The sequence below is a fragment of the Pseudomonas lactucae genome (genome assembly GCF_016937615.1).
Lineage (GTDB): Bacteria > Pseudomonadota > Gammaproteobacteria > Pseudomonadales > Pseudomonadaceae > Aquipseudomonas > Aquipseudomonas lactucae.
The window spans coordinates 1-16,430 of sequence record NZ_JAFHKI010000039.1; the positions used below are offsets into that span (position 1 = coordinate 1).

Genomic DNA, 16,430 nt, shown 5'->3' on the forward strand with positions numbered 1-16,430 from the left:
GCTGGGCTGCGAAGCAGCCCCAAAACCAGGCGACCCAGTGGCATCAGATACACCGCAGATACCGGTTTTGGGAGCGCTTCGCACTCCAGCGGGAGCAAGCTCCCTCGCCACGACAAGCCGAGCACACAGTGTTGCTTACTGCGCCGTGTAGATCTGGTCGAACACGCCACCGTCGTTAAAGAATTTCGGTTGGGCAGTTTTCCAGCCGCCGAAGTCTTTGTCGATAGTCACCAGGTCCAGTTTCGGGAACTGCTGGGCGTATTGGGCGGCTACTTTTGCATCGCGTGGGCGGTAGAAGTTTTTCGCCGCAATCTCCTGGCCAGCCGGGCTGTACAGGTGCTTGAGGTATTCGGTGGCGATCTCGGTGTTGCCCTTTTTCTCGGCGTTCTTGTCGACCACGGCCACTGGAGGCTCGGCGAGGATCGACAGAGACGGTACGACGATGTCGAACTTGTCGGCGCCGCCGTCTTCCTTGAGCGCCAGGAACGCTTCGTTTTCCCAGGCCAGCAACACATCACCCTGACCGTTGTTGACGAAGGTGATGGTCGAACCGCGCGCGCCGGTGTCGAGGATCGGCACGTGCTTGAACAGCTCTTTCACGTACTCCTGGGCCTTGGCTTCGCTGCCGCCGGTCTTGAGGCCGTAGGCCCAGGCGGCGAGGAAGTTCCAGCGCGCACCGCCGGAGGTTTTCGGGTTCGGCGTGATTACCGACACGTCTTTCTTGATCAGGTCGCCCCAATCCTTGATGCCTTTAGGGTTGCCCTTGCGCACCAGGAACACGATGGTCGAGGTGTACGGGGTACTCGCATCCGGCAGGCGGGTCTGCCAGTTCTCGGGCAGGGTCTTGCCCAGTTTGGCGATTTCGTCGATGTCGCCGGCCAGGGCCAGGGTCACGACGTCGGCGCGCAGGCCGTCGATCACCGCCCGGCCTTGCTTGCCCGAACCGCCATGGGATTGCTGGATCTTGACGGTGTCGCCTGGGTGGGACTGTTTCCAGTAGCTGGTGAACTCAGCGTTGTAGTCCTGGTACAGCTCACGGGTAGGGTCGTACGAGACGTTGAGCAGCTCGTAGTCCTTGGCAACGGCGGAACCGGCAAACACGGCACTGGCCAGTGCGGCCAGGGCATAACGGCGAATCGACGACATAGAAGCTCCTAGAATGCTGGGTGTTGGCTTTTTCTTATAGTTGCGGGTCTTGCGAATCGCCGTTGCTGCTTAGCTCGGTTTGTTACCGGGGTTCTGCAAACGGAATTTTTCCTTGCGTTCGATCTGTACCACTTGAGCGTTGTGCACAGTGATTTCCACCGCGCCAAACCGCAGATCGCGCAGGGCGCTCTGGATCTCACGCAAAATGGCTGCTTCGTCCTGGCCGTCGACGCTACGTAGAGATGCGCTCATGGTCTCGCTCCTGAAATGAATAGTGCCTGGCAGTGGCGGCACTGCTTGCGGCGTGAGAGCGATAGTAGATAAGCGCGGATATTCTTAAAAATACTATTTAAGAATGTTTATATAACCAGAAAGAATTTTCTGGCGAGACGTGGGGTTGCGGGAGGTTTCAGTTGGCTGATCAATCAGCTGACCCACCGCTATCGGGAGCAAGTCGAATCGTCGCACCGCCCCTCCCACATTTTGACTGCATTTCAAGGCTGGATAGCGGGCGCGCGGTCCCAGTCAATTTCATTCGCCGGCACCGGCCGGCCAAACCAATACCCTTGCCCCATATCGCAGTCCTGTTCCAACAAAAACCGCGCCTGCTCGACCTGCTCGATGCCCTCGGCATGTACCTGCATGCCCATGCTTTTCGCCAACGCGATCACCACACGCACAATGGCGGCGTCGTCTTCGTCCCATGGCAAGCCGGCGACAAAACCCTGGTCGATCTTGAGCTTCTGTACCGGCAGACGCTTGAGCCGCAGCAGCGAGGAATACCCGGTGCCAAAATCGTCGATAGCCAGGCGCAGGCCCAGTTCGCGCAGATGGTGCAATTGCTCCAGCGCCACTTCGGGGTCGTCCATTACCGCGCTTTCGGTGACTTCCAGCTCCAGGAAAGCCGGGTCCAGGCCCGTATCGCGCAGTACCTGGGCCACTTGCCCGTACAGTTCACGCCGGGCAAACAAGCGGCTGGACACATTCACCGCGATAAAGCTCAGCGGCACACCGGCGGCCAGCCATTGGCACATCTGGCGGCAGGCCTGGTCCATCACCCAGGCGTCGATATCGGCAATCAACCCGGTGCGCTCGGCGATAGGGATGAACTCGGCCGGTGGCACCAGGCCGCGTTCCGGGTGCTGCCAGCGCACCAGGGCTTCGACGCCGATCAGGCGGCCGCTGTGCAGTGCGTAGACCGGCTGGTAGTAAACGCGCAGCTCGTGCTGGACGAGGGCGCGACGCAGCTCGCTGGCAATCTCCACGCGGTTCTGGGCATGGGCGGTGAGTTCTTCGGTGTACAACGCGTAGCCTTCGCGCCCCACACTTTTAGCCTTGAACAACGCCGAGTCGGCGTTGCGCAGCAACTGTTCGGCGCTCAGCGCATCGCTGGGGAACAGGCTGATGCCGATGCTGGCGCTGACAAACAGCTGGTGACCGTCGAAGATGAACGGTTGCTTCATCACATCCAGCATGCGCTGCGCCAACGCGGCCGCCTGCACCACCTGTGGACAACTTTCCGCGATCACCGCGAACTCATCGCCGCCCAGGCGCGCAAGGGTCACGCCCGGCCCGAGCAGGCCCTTGAGGCGCTCGCCCGCCAGCTTGAGCAACTGGTCGCCGACGTTATGCCCGAGGCTGTCATTGATGATCTTGAAATGGTCCAGGTCCAGCAACAGCAAGGCGCAGCCGCGTTTATGCAGTTGCGCCGAGGCCAGCGCCTGCTCGGCACGGTCGGTGAACAGCAGCCGGTTAGGGAGGTCGGTCAGTGGATCGTGATGGGCCAGGTGGGCCAGTTCGTGTTCGGAGTCCTTGATGGCGCTGATGTCGGAAAACACCGCGACGTATTGGCTGACCTTGCCATGCTCGTCATGGATGACCCGGATGGTTTGCCACTGTGGGTAAATCTCGCCGCTTTTGCGGCGGTTCCAGATTTCACCGCTCCATTCGCCGATGCGCTCAAGGGTCTGGAACATCTGCTGATAGAAACTCGACGAATGGCGCCCGGATTTGAACAGGCTGGGCTGCTGGCCCATGACGTCTTCGCGCTGGTAGCCGGTGATTTCCATAAAGGCCCGGTTTACGTGCACGATCAGGCCCTGGGCATTGGTAACCAACACCCCTTCGCGGGTGCAATCGAACACGGCGGCGGCCTGGCGCAGGCGCTCACGGTTGTCTTTCAAGGGTTGCTGCTGCTGATGGACGTGGGCAAACCGGGCGCTCATCAGGTAAATCACCACGGCGCTGAATGCCACCCATAGATAGCCGCGCGCTTGCAGCCAGAGGTTAAGGTCATTCCGGTTATCGATAAATTCGATCAATACAGTGCCCGTGAGGCTAATCCAAGCGATCGAAGCCAGCAGGTATACCAGCCCGGCACGCAGGGCACCTCGGTATGAAAGCAGCATATGGTCAGCAATCCTTACTAAAAAACAGCATCGCCCTACAAGGGTTGCGGATTATAGGACAAGAAACATCCAGTCACTCCTATCTGAAAGAGCGGCTGGTTTTCTGTGTAGGCTTAGTGATAATGCGTGAGCTGTTCTTTTCTTTATCTGAGGGCCATACAGCCTATGTGGTACAACGGTTTTCTTGACCTGTCAGCCTGGCAACTGGTGGCAGTCACCCTGTTGATGACCCACGTGACCATCGTTGGGGTCACGGTCTATCTGCATCGCTATTCAGCCCATCGCTCCCTGGAGCTCAATGCCGGCCTGAAACACTTCTTCCGCTTCTGGCTGTGGTTGACCACGGCGCAGAACACCCGCGAGTGGACCGCCATCCACCGCAAGCACCACGCCAAATGCGAAACCGTCGATGACCCGCACAGCCCGGTGATCAAAGGGTTATCCACCGTCTTGCGCAAAGGTGCCGAACTGTACCGCGCCGAAGCGGAAAACCCCGAGACTTTGCGCATTTACGGCAAGAACTGCCCGGACGACTGGATCGAACGTAAAATCTACACCCCTTACCCGTTGCTGGGCGTGGCGATCATGGGCGTGATCGACCTGCTGCTGTTCGGCACCATCGGCATCACCATCTGGGCTATCCAGATGATGTGGATCCCGTTCTGGGCCGCCGGCGTCATCAACGGCCTGGGCCATGCCGTGGGCTATCGCAACTTCGAATGCCGCGATGCGGCGACCAACCTGGTGCCATGGGGCATCATCGTCGGCGGCGAAGAGCTGCACAACAATCATCACACTTACCCCAACTCGGCCAAGCTGTCGGTGAAGAAGTGGGAATTCGACCTGGGTTGGGCCTGGATCAAGCTGTTCAGCTTCCTGCGCCTGGCCAAGGTGCAGCGCGTGGCGCCCATTGCCCACCGTGTGGAGGGCAAGGGCCACCTGGACATGGACACCGCCATGGCGATCCTCAACAACCGCTTCCAGATCATGGCCCAGTACCGCAAGTTGGTGATCGGCCCGCTGGTCAAGCAGGAACTGGAAAAGGTCGATCACTCGGTGCGCCACCAGTTCCACCGCGCCAAGCGCCTGCTGTCGCGTGAAACCAGCCTGCTGGATGACCGCCATCACCTGCGTATCCAAAGCATGCTGGAGCACAGTCAGGCCCTGAAAGTGATCTACGAAAAGCGCCTGGCCCTGCAGCAGATCTGGCTGAAAACCAGCGCCAATGGTCACGATATGCTCGCCGCCATCAAGGAATGGGTGCACGAGGCAGAGGCCAGCGGCATCCAGTCGCTGCGCGATTTTGCTCACCAACTGAAAACCTATTCACTGCGCCCTGCAGCGGTCTGACAGCACAGTGGGAGGGCCTGCCCTCCCGCTCTCCAGCTTTTTGACGTCATTTCTCGGGCAGCGCCAATCGCGCCCGTTGACGGAACTTCACTGCAATTACCCTCTCTCAATGAACACTTCGCCATCATGGTGGCCCCTTTTAGTGAACGCTGCTCCGTCCTGCGGCGCGCCCAGAGAGAGTTGTGCCGATGGTTCACGAAAAACCCTACTCGCCTGACCCACCCGTCGCGGAGCATACGCGTCGCCGCGGCCGAAACCTTGCTGGCGTTGATGCACGCCCAAGGTGAAGTCGAGCGGTTGAGTGAGCGTGAACAACTGCTCAGTACGCTGCTGGTCAGCGTGAACGCCGTGCTGTGGGCCATCGACTGGCAGACGCGCCGCGTGCTGTACGTGAGCCCAGCCTACGAGCGGGTATTCGGACGCTCCGCCGGGCTGCTGCTCGCCGACCATCGAGAATGGCGCAACAGCATTCACCCCGAAGACCTCGACTACGCCGAGCACAGCCTGGCCCGCGTGCTGGAACAAGGTGCCGTGGAGGACCGCGAATACCGCATCATCACCGCCGATGGGCAGATCCGTTGGCTGAGCGACAAGTGCTACATCAACCAGCAGGCCGAGCCCGGCGAACCGGTGGTCGTGGTGGGCATGGCCGAAGACATCACCGAGAAGAAGCAGTTGGAGCTGGAGCTGCAGCGCCTGGCCACCACCGACGTGCTGACCCAGAGCAGCAACCGCCGGCATTTCTTCGAATGCGCCAACCAGGCGTTCGACACCGCCAGCGCCCAGGGCGCGCCGCTGGCCTTCCTGCTGCTGGACATCGATGACTTCAAGGACATCAACGACAGCTACGGCCACCTCGAAGGCGACCAGGTGCTGCGACGTATCGCCGAGAGCGGTCGAGGGGTGTTGCGCCGTGGCGATTTGTTCGGGCGTATAGGTGGTGAGGAATTTGCGGCGGTGCTGCCCGGTTGTGCGCCCGAGATGGCACTGCAAGTGGCTGAACGCCTCGGCAAGGAGATTCAGGGGCTGAGCTTCAGCTATGAAGGCCAGACGTTCAACGTGACCATCAGCCAGGGCCTGGCCAGCCTGACCGAGGACGATACAACCCTGGACAGCCTGTTCGCCCGCGCCGACACCGCCATGTACGAGGCCAAGCGCCTGGGCAAGAACCGCGTCGTCGCGGGCTGACGCCCCTCCCACAGGGTTTTGTGTACTGGCATCCACTGCGAGCAGCACAAAAAAACCCGCCGAGGCGGGTTTTTTGTGTCGATCAGGTCAACGTCCGCTTACAGCTCGGAGAAGCACTCTTCGATGATCGCCAAGCCCTTATCCAACTGCTCGTCCGGCGAGGTCAGGGGCACCAGTACACGCAACACGTTGCCGTAGGTACCGCAGGACAGCAGGATCAGGCCCTTGTCACGCGCCTTGGCCACCACAGCGGCAACCGCCGCCGCGTTTGGCTTGTGGCTGTCGCCATCTTCGAACAGCTCAAGCGCGATCATCGCGCCCAGGGCACGCACTTCGCCGATTACCGGGTACTTGGCCTGGATGGCCTTGAGGCCAGTGACCAGACGCTCGCCAACCGCCTTGCAGCGGTCCAGCAGGTGTTCTTCCTCAAACACTTCCATTACCGCCAGCGCCGCAGCGCAGGCGATCGGGCTACCGGCGTAGGTGCCGCCCAGGCCGCCTGGGGCGATGGCGTCCATGTATTCGGCCTTGCCACACACACCGGCCAACGGGAAGCCGCCGGCGATGGATTTGGCGAAGGTGGTCAGGTCGGCGCTGACGCCCATCTGTTCCATGGCGAAGAAGGTCCCGGTACGGCCGGCACCGGTTTGCACTTCGTCGGCGATCAGCAGGATGCCGTGCTTGTCGCACAGTTCGCGCAGTCGCTTCATGAAGGACTTGGGCGCAACGTAGAAACCGCCTTCACCCTGCACCGGCTCGATGATGATCGCAGCGATATCACGCGGCTCGGCATCGTTCTTGAAGATGCGTTCGATGCTGGCGATAGCGTCGTCGTCGCTCACACCGTGCAGTTCGTTCGGGTACAGCGCGCGGAAGATACCGCCTGGCATCAGGCCCATGCCGGCCGAGTACGGCACGACTTTACCGGTGAGGCCCAGGGTCATCATGGTGCGGCCGTGGTAAGCGCCGGTGAAGGCGATCACGCCGGCACGGCCCGTGGCGGCGCGGGCGATTTTCACAGCGTTTTCGACGGCTTCGGAACCGGTGGTGACCAGCAGGGTTTTCTTGGCGAAATCACCTGGGACCTTGGCGTTGATTTTCTCGCACAGTTCCACGTACGGCTCGTAGGCCAGGACCTGGAAGCAGGTGTGAGTCAGCTTGTTCAGTTGCTCGGTCACGGCCGCGATGATTTTCGGGTGGACGTGGCCGGTGTTCAGCACAGCGATACCGCCGGCGAAGTCGATGTACTCACGACCTTCAACGTCGGTCACGGTGGCGTTCTTCGCGGATTCGGCGAAGATCGGGTGAATCTGGCCAACACCGCGCGGTACAGCGGCTTCGCGGCGTTTCATCAGGGAAGCGTTGGTCTTGCTCATAAAGTCCTCATTCGCCGCTCATCGGGCGGCGTGGTTCAAGGAATACGTGGCGGGGAGGCAACTGCGGCAGCATGCGATGATCGACTGCCACAGCGTTCCCGGCCACTACGAATAACGGGGTGAAACACGCAACGGGTCAGCGCTCTCGTGCCCGTTGCGTTTACAGCCATGCCAAACCGGGGCTCAGATGCCCAGGCAGAGGTATTTGATTTCCAGGTAATCCTCGATCCCGTACTTGGAGCCTTCACGGCCCAGGCCCGAGGCCTTGATGCCGCCGAACGGCGCCACTTCGTTGGAGATCAACCCGGTGTTGACGCCGACCATGCCGTATTCCAGGGCTTCGGCCACACGGAATACACGGCCCAGGTCACGCGCATAGAAGTACGAGGCCAGGCCGAACTCGGTGTCGTTGGACATCGCGATCACTTCGGCTTCGTCTTTGAAACGGAACAGCGGCGCCAGTGGGCCGAAGGTTTCTTCCTTGGCGACCGCAGCGTTCTTCGGCACGTTGGTGAGGATAGTCGGCTCGAAGAAGTTGCCCTCCATCACCTTGCCACCGGCCAGCAGCGTAGCGCCTTTGCTCAGCGCATCGGCAATGTGCTCCTGAACCTTGGCCACGGCTTTCTCGTCGATCAGCGGGCCGGTGGTGGTGCCGTCTTCCAGACCGTTGCCGATCTTGAGCTTGGCCACCGCGACTTTCAGCTTCTCGGCGAACGCGTCGTACACCGAATCCTGGATGTACAGACGGTTGGCGCAGACGCAGGTCTGGCCGTTGTTGCGGTACTTGGAAATGATCGCGCCTTCGACGGCCTTATCCAGGTCGGCGTCGTCGAACACGATGAACGGCGCGTTGCCGCCCAGTTCCAGGGAGACTTTCTTGATGTCCTTGGCGCATTCGGCCATCAACTGGCGACCGATTTCGGTCGAGCCGGTGAAGGACAACTTACGCACGATAGGGTTGCTGGTCAGCTCGCCACCGATGTCGCCGGCACTGCCGGTGACCACGCTGAGCACGCCTTTGGGGATACCGGCACGGTGCGCCAGCTCAACCAGGGCCAGGGCCGAGAACGGGGTTTGCGAGGCTGGCTTGATCACCATGGTGCAACCGGCGGCCAGGGCCGGGCCGGCTTTACGGGTGATCATCGCAGCGGGGAAGTTCCACGGGGTGATCGCAGCGGTCACGCCGATCGGCTGCTTGATCACGATCAGGCGCTTGTCGGGCTGGTGGCCGGGAATCACATCACCGTAGATGCGCTTGGCCTCTTCGGCGAACCACTCGATAAAGGATGCAGCGTAGACAATTTCGCCCTTGGCTTCAGCCAGCGGCTTGCCTTGTTCGAGGGTCATCAGGCGACCAAGATCGTCCTGGTTTTCGATCAGCAGTTCGAACCAACGGCGCAGCTTGTTGGCGCGCTCCTTGGCAGTCAGTGCGCGCCAGGCCGGCAGCGCCTTGTCGGCGGCCTCGATGGCACGGCGGGTTTCCGCGGCGCCCATCTTCGGCACGGTACCGAGAATCTCGCCCGTGGCCGGGTTATTGACCTTGATGGTCTGACCATTGTCCGCATCCACCCAAGCGCCATCGATAAAGGCTTGTTGGCGGAACAACTGGGAATCTTTGAGCTGCATGTCGGCTTTCCTTAACAGCACCGCGCGCACGCGGAGCGAATTAGAGTTGTTGAAAGGCGCCTTGTGGGCTGCCGTCAGGGAAATCAGCCTCAGTGCGCGAGACTAATAATAAAGCGCGCACGGGAGACAGAGCGTTTGAAATCTCAAACGAATCCTAGGATCAATGGGGGTACAGGGCAATAGTCTGTTCGAAAAAAAGAACGAAAACCGCGCATTTGCCGGGTTTATCTGATCAGCGTAGCGGAGGCGGGTTTCAGCGCGGTTTCCCCAGGTGCGCGGTGCAGGGCCTTTGTTCAGGAAATTCCTACCCGAAAGCGGCCAAAGACCGGCATGGACGCCCAAGGTCGACATGGGTATGATGTCGCCCGCACAAGCATCCGTAGCTCAGCTGGATAGAGTACTGCCCTCCGAAGGCAGGGGTCGTGGGTTCGAATCCCGCCGGGTGCACCATAGATGAATGAAGAAGCCCCAGGTCGAAAGGTCTGGGGCTTTTTTTGTGGGTGGGGGGTTAGCGGCGAGGATGACTTGCCGTGAGCGTTCGATTTGAACTGTTCGAAATTTCCGGGATAGCTGCCTCTGGCGGAGGCCTTTGGGCTACAACGAGACTTTGAAAGCGCGCATATCTACCGCCGATAATTTCGCGATCCGCTGCGGGTTGCGATGTAAATAAATCCCTTCCCTTCGTCCACTTCTCCCTTTTCCCAATGACGCTCGGGACACTCGTTCGTTAATATGCCCGGCATACCAATGGCGTAAAGGAAGTTTGGCGTGAAACACGGAGCGCTTTCAAGGCCGTCTACGGCTTGCATGGACACTTACAATTGGCGGCGTCGTTTGTTGATGGCCTGCCTGGCGATAGGTTTATTTATCGCGATTCAAATTCCAGTAATGCTGATTGTGGGCAAAGGAAACTTGACCAAGCCGATGGTGCTAATTGACGCCGGTGTGTGTGTAGTGGTGCTGCTGATATTGGCGGTGTTCGAGCGCAGGCACTCAGGCGGAGTTCGCGCTGTTATTGGTAGTGACCTGAACAGAACGTTCAAGCTGTGTGCGCCATGGATACTGGGGGTTTATCTGGTCTGTACCAGTCTCGATATTGGGCTGGGATACGGGTATGAGTCCTACAGGATGACCTCCCGGGATAGTCATCCTGCTGCTCAAAGGGCGCTAATTTTCGCAATGGTAGTCATGATTATTTCAATTATTGAAGAGCTCCAGTACCGGCACTTCCTGATTCGTCTCTTCCCCTTGGATCATCGCATTTGGCGGTGGGTGGCGATACTTGCCACCACCGCGTTGTACACAGCCTTACATATGCCGTTTAGCAGTTGGATAGGCTGCCTGATGATCGGCTCGCTCTCAATCATCCTGGGGTATGCCCGTGTGCGCAGCGCCGGCCTTCTGGTCCCGGTGCTATTGCACATCTTCACGGTCGTCGTGAATTTTTCGAGAGGCCTTGTGGTCACTCTCTGGTTCTAAGCCTGCGCTGCTTTCGACTCATCCCGGAACTAAAAAATAGAATATGTAGAGAATGGAATATCCTTCATTTTGAAAACAGATTAAAGAAAAAAGCCTTTTTGGTGACGGCGTGTTTGGTTTTGAGCCTGGATTTTTACATACTCTGGGCCGCTCGTATTGGAACACGAACAGTTTCAATGTGGTCGACTCCTGAGTGGAGAAATATATAGTCATCGACTGTTTGGCTGGAATTTTTTTGCCTCCAGGACGATCTAATTATCGTCTTGGAGGGAGAGCCCCGAAGCGCCGTATGGGTGACTCTCACTCCAACAAGATAGGGCTCTTATATTGCGGGGTACGAATTCATTTATAAATGAATCACATTTAAGTCCCTTTCAATCGCGTTGATTGCTATCGCTTCGACTGCGCTCGACACTCAGCCAGCATGTAAGTAATCTCTGATAGCGACGTAAATAAACCCGTCCCTAGTCCCCATTCACCTCATTCCTCTTCCAGCGCCTTTTTTCACAACCTACCCGAGACCACAGATGAGTAACCTTCAGAAGCTGATCGAAAATGCCAAGTCGGGTTTATCTGTTCAGGAAAACATTTCCTCTGACGGTTGGCAGGCAATCGCTAAGCAATGCGGCGCCTCTGAAATCCGTGAGATCGAACAGCGTATTGTCAGGTTACGAGCAGAATTGGAAACGGTTGAGGAGTGGGACGGAGATACCCAAGACGACATAAACTTCGCGATTTCCAGCTTCACCCAATTACTGAAATCCGCGAAGGGGTGCTAGCAATGCTTGTGGTGGACAGAGGACCATGGAGTTTTCTCATTTAACCCAGCGGGCGCTTGAAGCCCCTTCGTTCAGTAGCTTATATCTCTCGCATCACATACCTTCAGTTGGAATATGTATGACACCAGAATGAGATATGCCGTGCTAGAGAATCATCAGAACGCCCCCACAATCGTGCGTCACGGTGACTGACGATCGAGCTCTGATACCCCTCACCCTCCGGAGCCCCCACGGATGAGCACCCTCACCCCCCAACCCTGCGCTCTCTGGCTACGCTCCTACTCCGGTCAGGTAGAGCTTCACCAGCACGACTTCCATCAAATAGTGCTCTCCCAATCCGGGTCGATGGAGATTGAAATCGACGGGCGAGGTGGCAAGGTCGATGCCAGCCAGGGCGTGGTGATTTCGGCGGGCTCCCGGCATACCTTTCTAGCCGACACCCATAACACTTTCCTGGTGGTGGATGTGCCCACTGGCCGTGGCGAGGCGCATAAAAGCGCTGCCGCGGAATTTGACCTGCTCAATGACAAGCGCTTTTTTGCGGTCAGGCCGGATATACGGCATTTGCTCGATTACGCCAGCAGCAACGGGGCACGGTTGATCGGTTCACTAGCGATGGCCGAGTCATGGAGTCGGTTGCTGTTGGACTCTTTGCTACAGCCCGACGTGGCGCCGAATGACCTTGGGCAGCTTATTCTCGCGAAGGCGTTGGCCTATATTGAACAGCACCTGAGTACGCCGATGACCGTTCGTGAGATCTCCAGTAAAGCGGGCACCAGTGAGCGGCGCTTGTATGTGTTGTTTGGGCAGCATCTGCATACAACCCCGTTCGCGCATATCGCAAATTTGCGCTTGAATCTGGCCGTTGACCTGCTGCGCCAGACGTCTTTGTCGATCATTGATATTGCGCATCGCGCCGGGTACGCCGACCAGAGTGCGTTAACCCATGCCCTGAAGAAAGCGCGCAACCTGACGCCGGCCGCTGTGCGTAAACAAGCGCGACACCATTGAAAAAATAGCAGCCCTGAACAATTTTTTAGCGGGTCTGATCAATACTCGCTCGCCTGAGCTTTCTATTGTTCCCGCTTGAGGTTTATCCGCAGACGGGGTTTGCATGAGCACTTCCAACCCATCCATCACTCTTGCCAAGGGCGCCGCCGGTGCGACGCTGATTGGGGTGATTGCTGTGTTTTTGTGGGCGTCCCTGGCGCTTCTGACCACCTTGACCGCCGGGATCCCGGCCTTTCAGTTGCTGGCGTCGAGCTTCGCGGTCGCGTTCGTGGCCAGCCTGTGCATGCTGGGGCTGCGTGGCGCTGCCGGGTTCAGCAGTTGGCGCCAGCCCTGGCCGGTGTGGGCAACAGGGTTTGCCGGTATCTTCGTCTATCACGCGTTGTATTTCTTTGCCCTGAAAGCCGCACCTGCGGCTGAAGCCAGCCTGATTGCTTTTTTGTGGCCGCTGCTGATCGTGCTGCTGTCGAGCTTTGTCACCGGCGAATCGTTGCGCAAGCGCCAGTTGCTCGGCGCTTTGCTCGGCTTAGCGGGGACGGCCTTCATCATGCAGTTGCGGGCGCGGAATGACAGTGCGTCGATGCCGGTGATGGGTTACGCCGCTGCCTTTGCCTGCGCCTGGGTCTGGGCGATCTATTCGGTGTTCAATCGGCGCTTCAGCCATGTTCCGAGCAGCATCATCGGGGGGATTTGCGGGCTGGTGGCGGTAGCCGGAGGGCTCTGCCATCTGGCTTTCGAAACCACGGTGCGGCCGGACCCAGGCCAGTGGGGAGCAATCATCGCCCTGGGTCTGGGCCCGGTCGGCCTGGCTTTTTTCGCCTGGGACCACGCGACCAAGCACGGCAACCTGTCGATGCTTGGCGCGCTGTCTTACCTGGCGCCGCTGTTCTCCACGCTGCTGCTGATTGCCATGGGGCAAAGCGATGCCAGGCCGATCCTGATGATTCCCGCGGTGTTGATCATTAGCGGGGCGGTCATCGCCACTTCACGCTCACGCGCGACCTCAGGGTGATTTCGACGGGCAAGGAGGCAGACAATGAATCCTGCCTCACTTGCGCCCCTCAAACCCGAGCCGGCGACACAATAATCTTCACATTGTGTTCCTTGTTTTTGACCAGTTCCTCAAAGCCCTGGCCGACGATCTGCTCCAACTGAATACGCCCCGTCACCAGCGGCGTGATATCCAGCCGGCCATCGGCAATAAACGCGATCACGTCGGCGAACTCACCGTTATAGGCCAGCGCCCCCAGCACCTGTTTTTCCGTCGCCACCAGTTCGAAAAAGTTGAATTCGCTGGGCTCTTCGAAGATCCCCACCAGCACGCATTTGCCGGCCTTGCGGATCAGGTCGATGGCGAGTTTGGCCGTGTGTTTGTTGCCGATGCATTCGAAACTGACATCGGCACCGAGCCCGCCCGTGAGGCGGCGGACTTCGGCCAGGGCGTCGCATTGGTTGGGATCGAGTACGTGGGTCGCGCCCACTTCATGGGCCTTGGTTTTGCGCGCGCCGGACATTTCCAGGGCGATCACCTGCGCCGCGCCTGCCGCCTTGGCGCACATGATGGTGCACAGGCCGATGGTGCCGGCGCCGACCACCACGACGTTTTGCCCGAGCAGGCTGCCGGCTTTTTTCACCGCGTGCATGCCCACCGCCAACGGCTCGATGAGTGCCCCGGCTTCGGCCGGGAAGTTCGCCGGCAGTTTGTACAGCAGGTTGGCCGGCACGTTGACCAGTTCGGCGAAGGCGCCATTGTTCATCAGGCCGGTGAAGGCCAGGTTCTCGCAGATGTTGTACAGCCCGTGGGTGCAGTAGTAGCAGGTGCCGCAATGCTGGCAGGCATCGGCCGCCACCGGTTCGCCGACGCTGAAGCCTTGCACGCCGGCGCCGAGTTCGACGATCTCGCCACAGAACTCATGACCGAGAATGCACTGGCCCTTGATGCCGGTCAGCGGGTGCGGGGCGTCGACCGGAATGAATACCGGGCCGGCCACGTATTCATGCAAGTCGGAGCCGCAGATGCCGCACCATTGCACGCGGATCTGCACCCAACCGGCAGGCGGCGAAACGGGCAGAGGAACGTCTTCGACGCGGATATCGTGACGGCCGTGCCAGACAGCGGCACGCATGCTGCGTTGCGGGTTGTTCGAAAGGCTCATCGCGAAGTCTCCTTGAAACGGTGGGTACCGGCGCATCGGGCGGGTTGCCAGAGCCAGAGCAAGGCCGGTGCCAGGTCCGCAAAAAACCCTGGACAGGCGTTTTTTAGAGCGCTGCGATGGGTATCCGGGGATGGCCGTTATCGCGGTCCAATGAGACGCGCCATGTCAGCGCGCACGAGGCCGCGACGAGACGCTGAGACGTTGCGTCTCGCGGTCTAAATCGGCCCACCGCGCCTGTATGACGTTTTGTCCTTCCATCTGTATCTAACGCGCGCCCTCCGACCGCCCTACCATCAGGCGCATCCAACCCGCGCAACGAAGTACCTACAGGAGTTAACCCATGCCCGAACTGTCAAACCTGCTGGCGTATGGACTGATTTCGCTCGGGATGGTGCTCACGCCCGGCCCGAACATGATCTACCTGATCTCGCGATCGATCTGCCAGGGGCCGCTGGCCGGGCTGATTTCGCTGGGCGGTGTGGCGTTGGGTTTTGTCGTGTACATGCTGTGTGCGGCGCTGGGTATCACCGCGCTGCTGATGGCGGTGCCATATGCGTATGACGCGCTCAGGCTCGGCGGTGCGCTTTACCTGTTGTACCTGGCCTGGCAAGCGCTCAAGCCGGGTGGGCGCTCGGCGTTTCATGTGCGTGAGCTGCCGCGCGACGGGCCGCGCAAGTTGTTCACGATGGGCTTTGTGACCAACCTGTTGAACCCGAAAGTGGCGGTGATGTACCTGTCGTTGCTGCCCCAATTCATCACCCCCACCGGCCACGGCAGTGTGCTGATGCAGTCCATCGTGCTGGGTTGTACCCAGATCATGATCAGCGTGAGCGTCAACGCGGTGATCGCGATCATGGCGGGTTCCATCGCGGCGTTCCTGGCGGGCAAGCCGGTATGGCAGTTGGTCCAGCGCTGGCTGATGGGCACGGTGCTGGCCGGCCTGGCGGTGCGCATGGCCATTGATGCGCGGCGTTGAGACGGGCTGTTGTAGTGAGGAGTTTGAGTTTTATGTCGATTTCTATGCTGCCAGGGCCTCACGCAGCACCTGCTCCAGCAGGATGAAAAACCCGTGGACGTGCGCCTGTTTCAACGCCTGGGGCCGGGTGACGAGGTAGACGTCCAGCGACGGCAGTTCAATCTCCGGGAAAATTTCGCTCAGGCCCTCTGCCAGGAGACGCGGCAGCACCGCGACGCCCATGCCGCGCCTCACTGATTCAAGCTGCACGTTGAACGAACTCACGCGGATCGCGGCATGGTCCAGCCCCGCCGCCTTCGCCGCGCGCATGGGCGGCAACAGGTCCAGCGGCGGCAGCAAGGCGATACTGGCCGCCGTGGCGGGGGTGAGCGCTGGGCATCGCTGCAGGTAAGCAGCCTGGGCGAACACGCCGTAGTCGAGTGTGCCCAGCGCTCGATAGATCAGCGAAGGTTCGCCCAGATGCGCGGTGCGCACGGCGATGTCGGCCACGCCGCGCACGATCTTGTGAAAGTCGGTGGTGACCAGTAATTCCACGGCGCAGCCAGGGTGCAGGGCGGTAAAACGAGTGGCCGCTTCCAGTATCGAGGCCGAAAACCCTTCGCCGGCACTGACCCGTACCGTGCCGCTCAGCGCGCCTGCGCCCCGTCCCCTTCCACCATCGACTGGCGGCGCAGGCCGGCCTCGGCCGCCAGCGCGACGTCCACCAACGATTGCCGCGCGAGGTCAGCCAGCAGCCCTCGACCCCGCGCTCCACCAGCGGCTCCCCCAGGGCGGCTTCCAATTGGGTCAAGCGCCGGGAAACGGTGGACGCCGCCACCCCCAGCAACTGACCCGCTTGCAGAAAACTGCCACGCCGCGACACGGCCAACAACAGACGAAGATCATCCCAATTTGCTTGCGACGCCATACCCGTGCTCATCCCTGGTCTGCAAATATGC

Annotated in this window: 12 protein-coding genes, 1 tRNA gene and 2 pseudogenes; 8 read left to right on the forward strand and 7 right to left on the reverse strand. The window is 59.9% G+C overall.

Annotated elements, in window-relative coordinates:
* Nucleotides 1-135: 135 nt before the first annotated feature.
* The 3 genes from JWR98_RS08325 to dibA all read right to left on the reverse strand — a co-directional run bounded on the left by JWR98_RS08325 (nt 136) and on the right by dibA (nt 3,554).
* Nucleotides 136-1,146 (reverse strand): sulfate ABC transporter substrate-binding protein, encoded by a 1,011-nt coding sequence (locus JWR98_RS08325; protein WP_205489741.1) that lies wholly within the window; start codon nt 1,144-1,146, stop codon nt 136-138.
* A gap of 69 nt (nt 1,147-1,215) precedes the next feature.
* Nucleotides 1,216-1,398, reverse strand: coding sequence for a sulfur starvation response protein OscA (oscA, locus tag JWR98_RS08330; RefSeq protein WP_003170956.1), 183 nt, complete (start codon nt 1,396-1,398; stop codon nt 1,216-1,218).
* A 242-nt stretch (nt 1,399-1,640) separates the two neighbouring features.
* The gene (dibA, locus tag JWR98_RS08335; protein ID WP_205489745.1) at nt 1,641-3,554 is read right to left on the reverse strand and encodes a phosphodiesterase DibA; all 1,914 of its coding nucleotides are present in this window, start codon (nt 3,552-3,554) and stop codon (nt 1,641-1,643) included.
* Nucleotides 3,555-3,719: 165 nt separating this feature from the next.
* Between dibA and desA the strand changes: the two genes are divergently transcribed.
* Together desA and JWR98_RS08345 are read left to right on the forward strand one after the other, a co-directional pair.
* Entirely contained in the window at nt 3,720-4,904 is a 1,185-nt protein-coding gene (gene desA, locus JWR98_RS08340; protein ID WP_205489746.1) for a delta-9 fatty acid desaturase DesA, read from the forward strand.
* Nucleotides 4,905-5,092: 188 nt separating this feature from the next.
* A pseudogene (locus JWR98_RS08345) lies at nt 5,093-6,092 on the forward strand (sensor domain-containing diguanylate cyclase).
* Between the two features lie 98 nt (nt 6,093-6,190).
* On the opposite strand, the gene gabT reads toward JWR98_RS08345, so the two are convergent.
* Together gabT and gabD are read right to left on the reverse strand one after the other, a co-directional pair.
* Nucleotides 6,191-7,468, reverse strand: a complete 1,278-nt coding sequence (gabT, locus tag JWR98_RS08350; protein WP_078731056.1) for a 4-aminobutyrate--2-oxoglutarate transaminase — start codon at nt 7,466-7,468, stop codon at nt 6,191-6,193.
* Between the two features lie 183 nt (nt 7,469-7,651).
* Nucleotides 7,652-9,094: an NADP-dependent succinate-semialdehyde dehydrogenase gene (gabD, locus tag JWR98_RS08355; RefSeq protein WP_078822846.1), complete on the reverse strand. Its 1,443-nt coding sequence runs from the start codon at nt 9,092-9,094 to the stop codon at nt 7,652-7,654.
* Nucleotides 9,095-9,467: 373 nt separating this feature from the next.
* On the opposite strand from gabD, the gene JWR98_RS08360 reads away from it, so the two are divergent.
* The 5 genes from JWR98_RS08360 to yddG all read left to right on the forward strand — a co-directional run bounded on the left by JWR98_RS08360 (nt 9,468) and on the right by yddG (nt 13,372).
* Nucleotides 9,468-9,544: transfer RNA gene (locus JWR98_RS08360), tRNA-Arg, on the forward strand.
* A gap of 357 nt (nt 9,545-9,901) precedes the next feature.
* Nucleotides 9,902-10,573 carry a CPBP family intramembrane glutamic endopeptidase gene (locus JWR98_RS08365; RefSeq protein ID WP_205489747.1) on the forward strand — a complete coding sequence of 224 codons (672 nt, stop codon included), beginning with the start codon at nt 9,902-9,904 and terminating at the stop codon, nt 10,571-10,573.
* A gap of 527 nt (nt 10,574-11,100) precedes the next feature.
* Complete coding sequence (locus JWR98_RS08370) at nt 11,101-11,352, forward strand: hypothetical protein (RefSeq protein ID WP_205489748.1); 252 nt, start codon at nt 11,101-11,103, stop codon at nt 11,350-11,352.
* A gap of 234 nt (nt 11,353-11,586) precedes the next feature.
* On the forward strand, nt 11,587-12,363 hold the full coding sequence (locus JWR98_RS08375) for an AraC family transcriptional regulator (RefSeq protein WP_205489749.1): 777 nt from the start codon (nt 11,587-11,589) through the stop codon (nt 12,361-12,363).
* 103 nt (nt 12,364-12,466) lie between these two features.
* Nucleotides 12,467-13,372, forward strand: coding sequence for an aromatic amino acid exporter YddG (gene yddG, locus JWR98_RS08380; RefSeq protein ID WP_205489750.1), 906 nt, complete (start codon nt 12,467-12,469; stop codon nt 13,370-13,372).
* A 49-nt stretch (nt 13,373-13,421) separates the two neighbouring features.
* Here yddG and JWR98_RS08385 read toward each other — a convergent pair whose 3' ends face one another.
* Nucleotides 13,422-14,486 carry a 2,3-butanediol dehydrogenase gene (locus JWR98_RS08385; RefSeq protein WP_225908637.1) on the reverse strand — a complete coding sequence of 355 codons (1,065 nt, stop codon included), beginning with the start codon at nt 14,484-14,486 and terminating at the stop codon, nt 13,422-13,424.
* 370 nt (nt 14,487-14,856) lie between these two features.
* On the opposite strand from JWR98_RS08385, the gene JWR98_RS08390 reads away from it, so the two are divergent.
* Complete coding sequence (locus tag JWR98_RS08390) at nt 14,857-15,492, forward strand: LysE family translocator (protein WP_003170926.1); 636 nt, start codon at nt 14,857-14,859, stop codon at nt 15,490-15,492.
* Nucleotides 15,493-15,534: 42 nt separating this feature from the next.
* On the opposite strand, the pseudogene JWR98_RS08395 reads toward JWR98_RS08390, so the two are convergent.
* Nucleotides 15,535-16,399: pseudogene (locus JWR98_RS08395) on the reverse strand (LysR family transcriptional regulator).
* Nucleotides 16,400-16,430: the final 31 nt, after the last annotated feature.

Excerpts from the sequence above, each read along its gene's own strand:
- dibA (WP_205489745.1), bottom strand. The coding sequence starts at position 3,554 with ATGCTGCTTTCATACCGAGGTGCCCTGCGTGCCGGGCTGGTATACCTG.
- JWR98_RS08370 (WP_205489748.1), top strand. The coding sequence starts at position 11,101 with ATGAGTAACCTTCAGAAGCTGATCGAAAATGCCAAGTCGGGTTTATCT.
- JWR98_RS08325 (WP_205489741.1), bottom strand. The coding sequence starts at position 1,146 with ATGTCGTCGATTCGCCGTTATGCCCTGGCCGCACTGGCCAGTGCCGTG.
- yddG (WP_205489750.1), top strand. The coding sequence starts at position 12,467 with ATGAGCACTTCCAACCCATCCATCACTCTTGCCAAGGGCGCCGCCGGT.
- desA (WP_205489746.1), top strand. The coding sequence starts at position 3,720 with ATGTGGTACAACGGTTTTCTTGACCTGTCAGCCTGGCAACTGGTGGCA.
- JWR98_RS08375 (WP_205489749.1), top strand. The coding sequence starts at position 11,587 with ATGAGCACCCTCACCCCCCAACCCTGCGCTCTCTGGCTACGCTCCTAC.
- oscA (WP_003170956.1), bottom strand. The coding sequence starts at position 1,398 with ATGAGCGCATCTCTACGTAGCGTCGACGGCCAGGACGAAGCAGCCATT.
- gabT (WP_078731056.1), bottom strand. The coding sequence starts at position 7,468 with ATGAGCAAGACCAACGCTTCCCTGATGAAACGCCGCGAAGCCGCTGTA.
- JWR98_RS08390 (WP_003170926.1), top strand. The coding sequence starts at position 14,857 with ATGCCCGAACTGTCAAACCTGCTGGCGTATGGACTGATTTCGCTCGGG.
- gabD (WP_078822846.1), bottom strand. The coding sequence starts at position 9,094 with ATGCAGCTCAAAGATTCCCAGTTGTTCCGCCAACAAGCCTTTATCGAT.
- JWR98_RS08385 (WP_225908637.1), bottom strand. The coding sequence starts at position 14,486 with ATGCGTGCCGCTGTCTGGCACGGCCGTCACGATATCCGCGTCGAAGAC.
- JWR98_RS08365 (WP_205489747.1), top strand. The coding sequence starts at position 9,902 with ATGGACACTTACAATTGGCGGCGTCGTTTGTTGATGGCCTGCCTGGCG.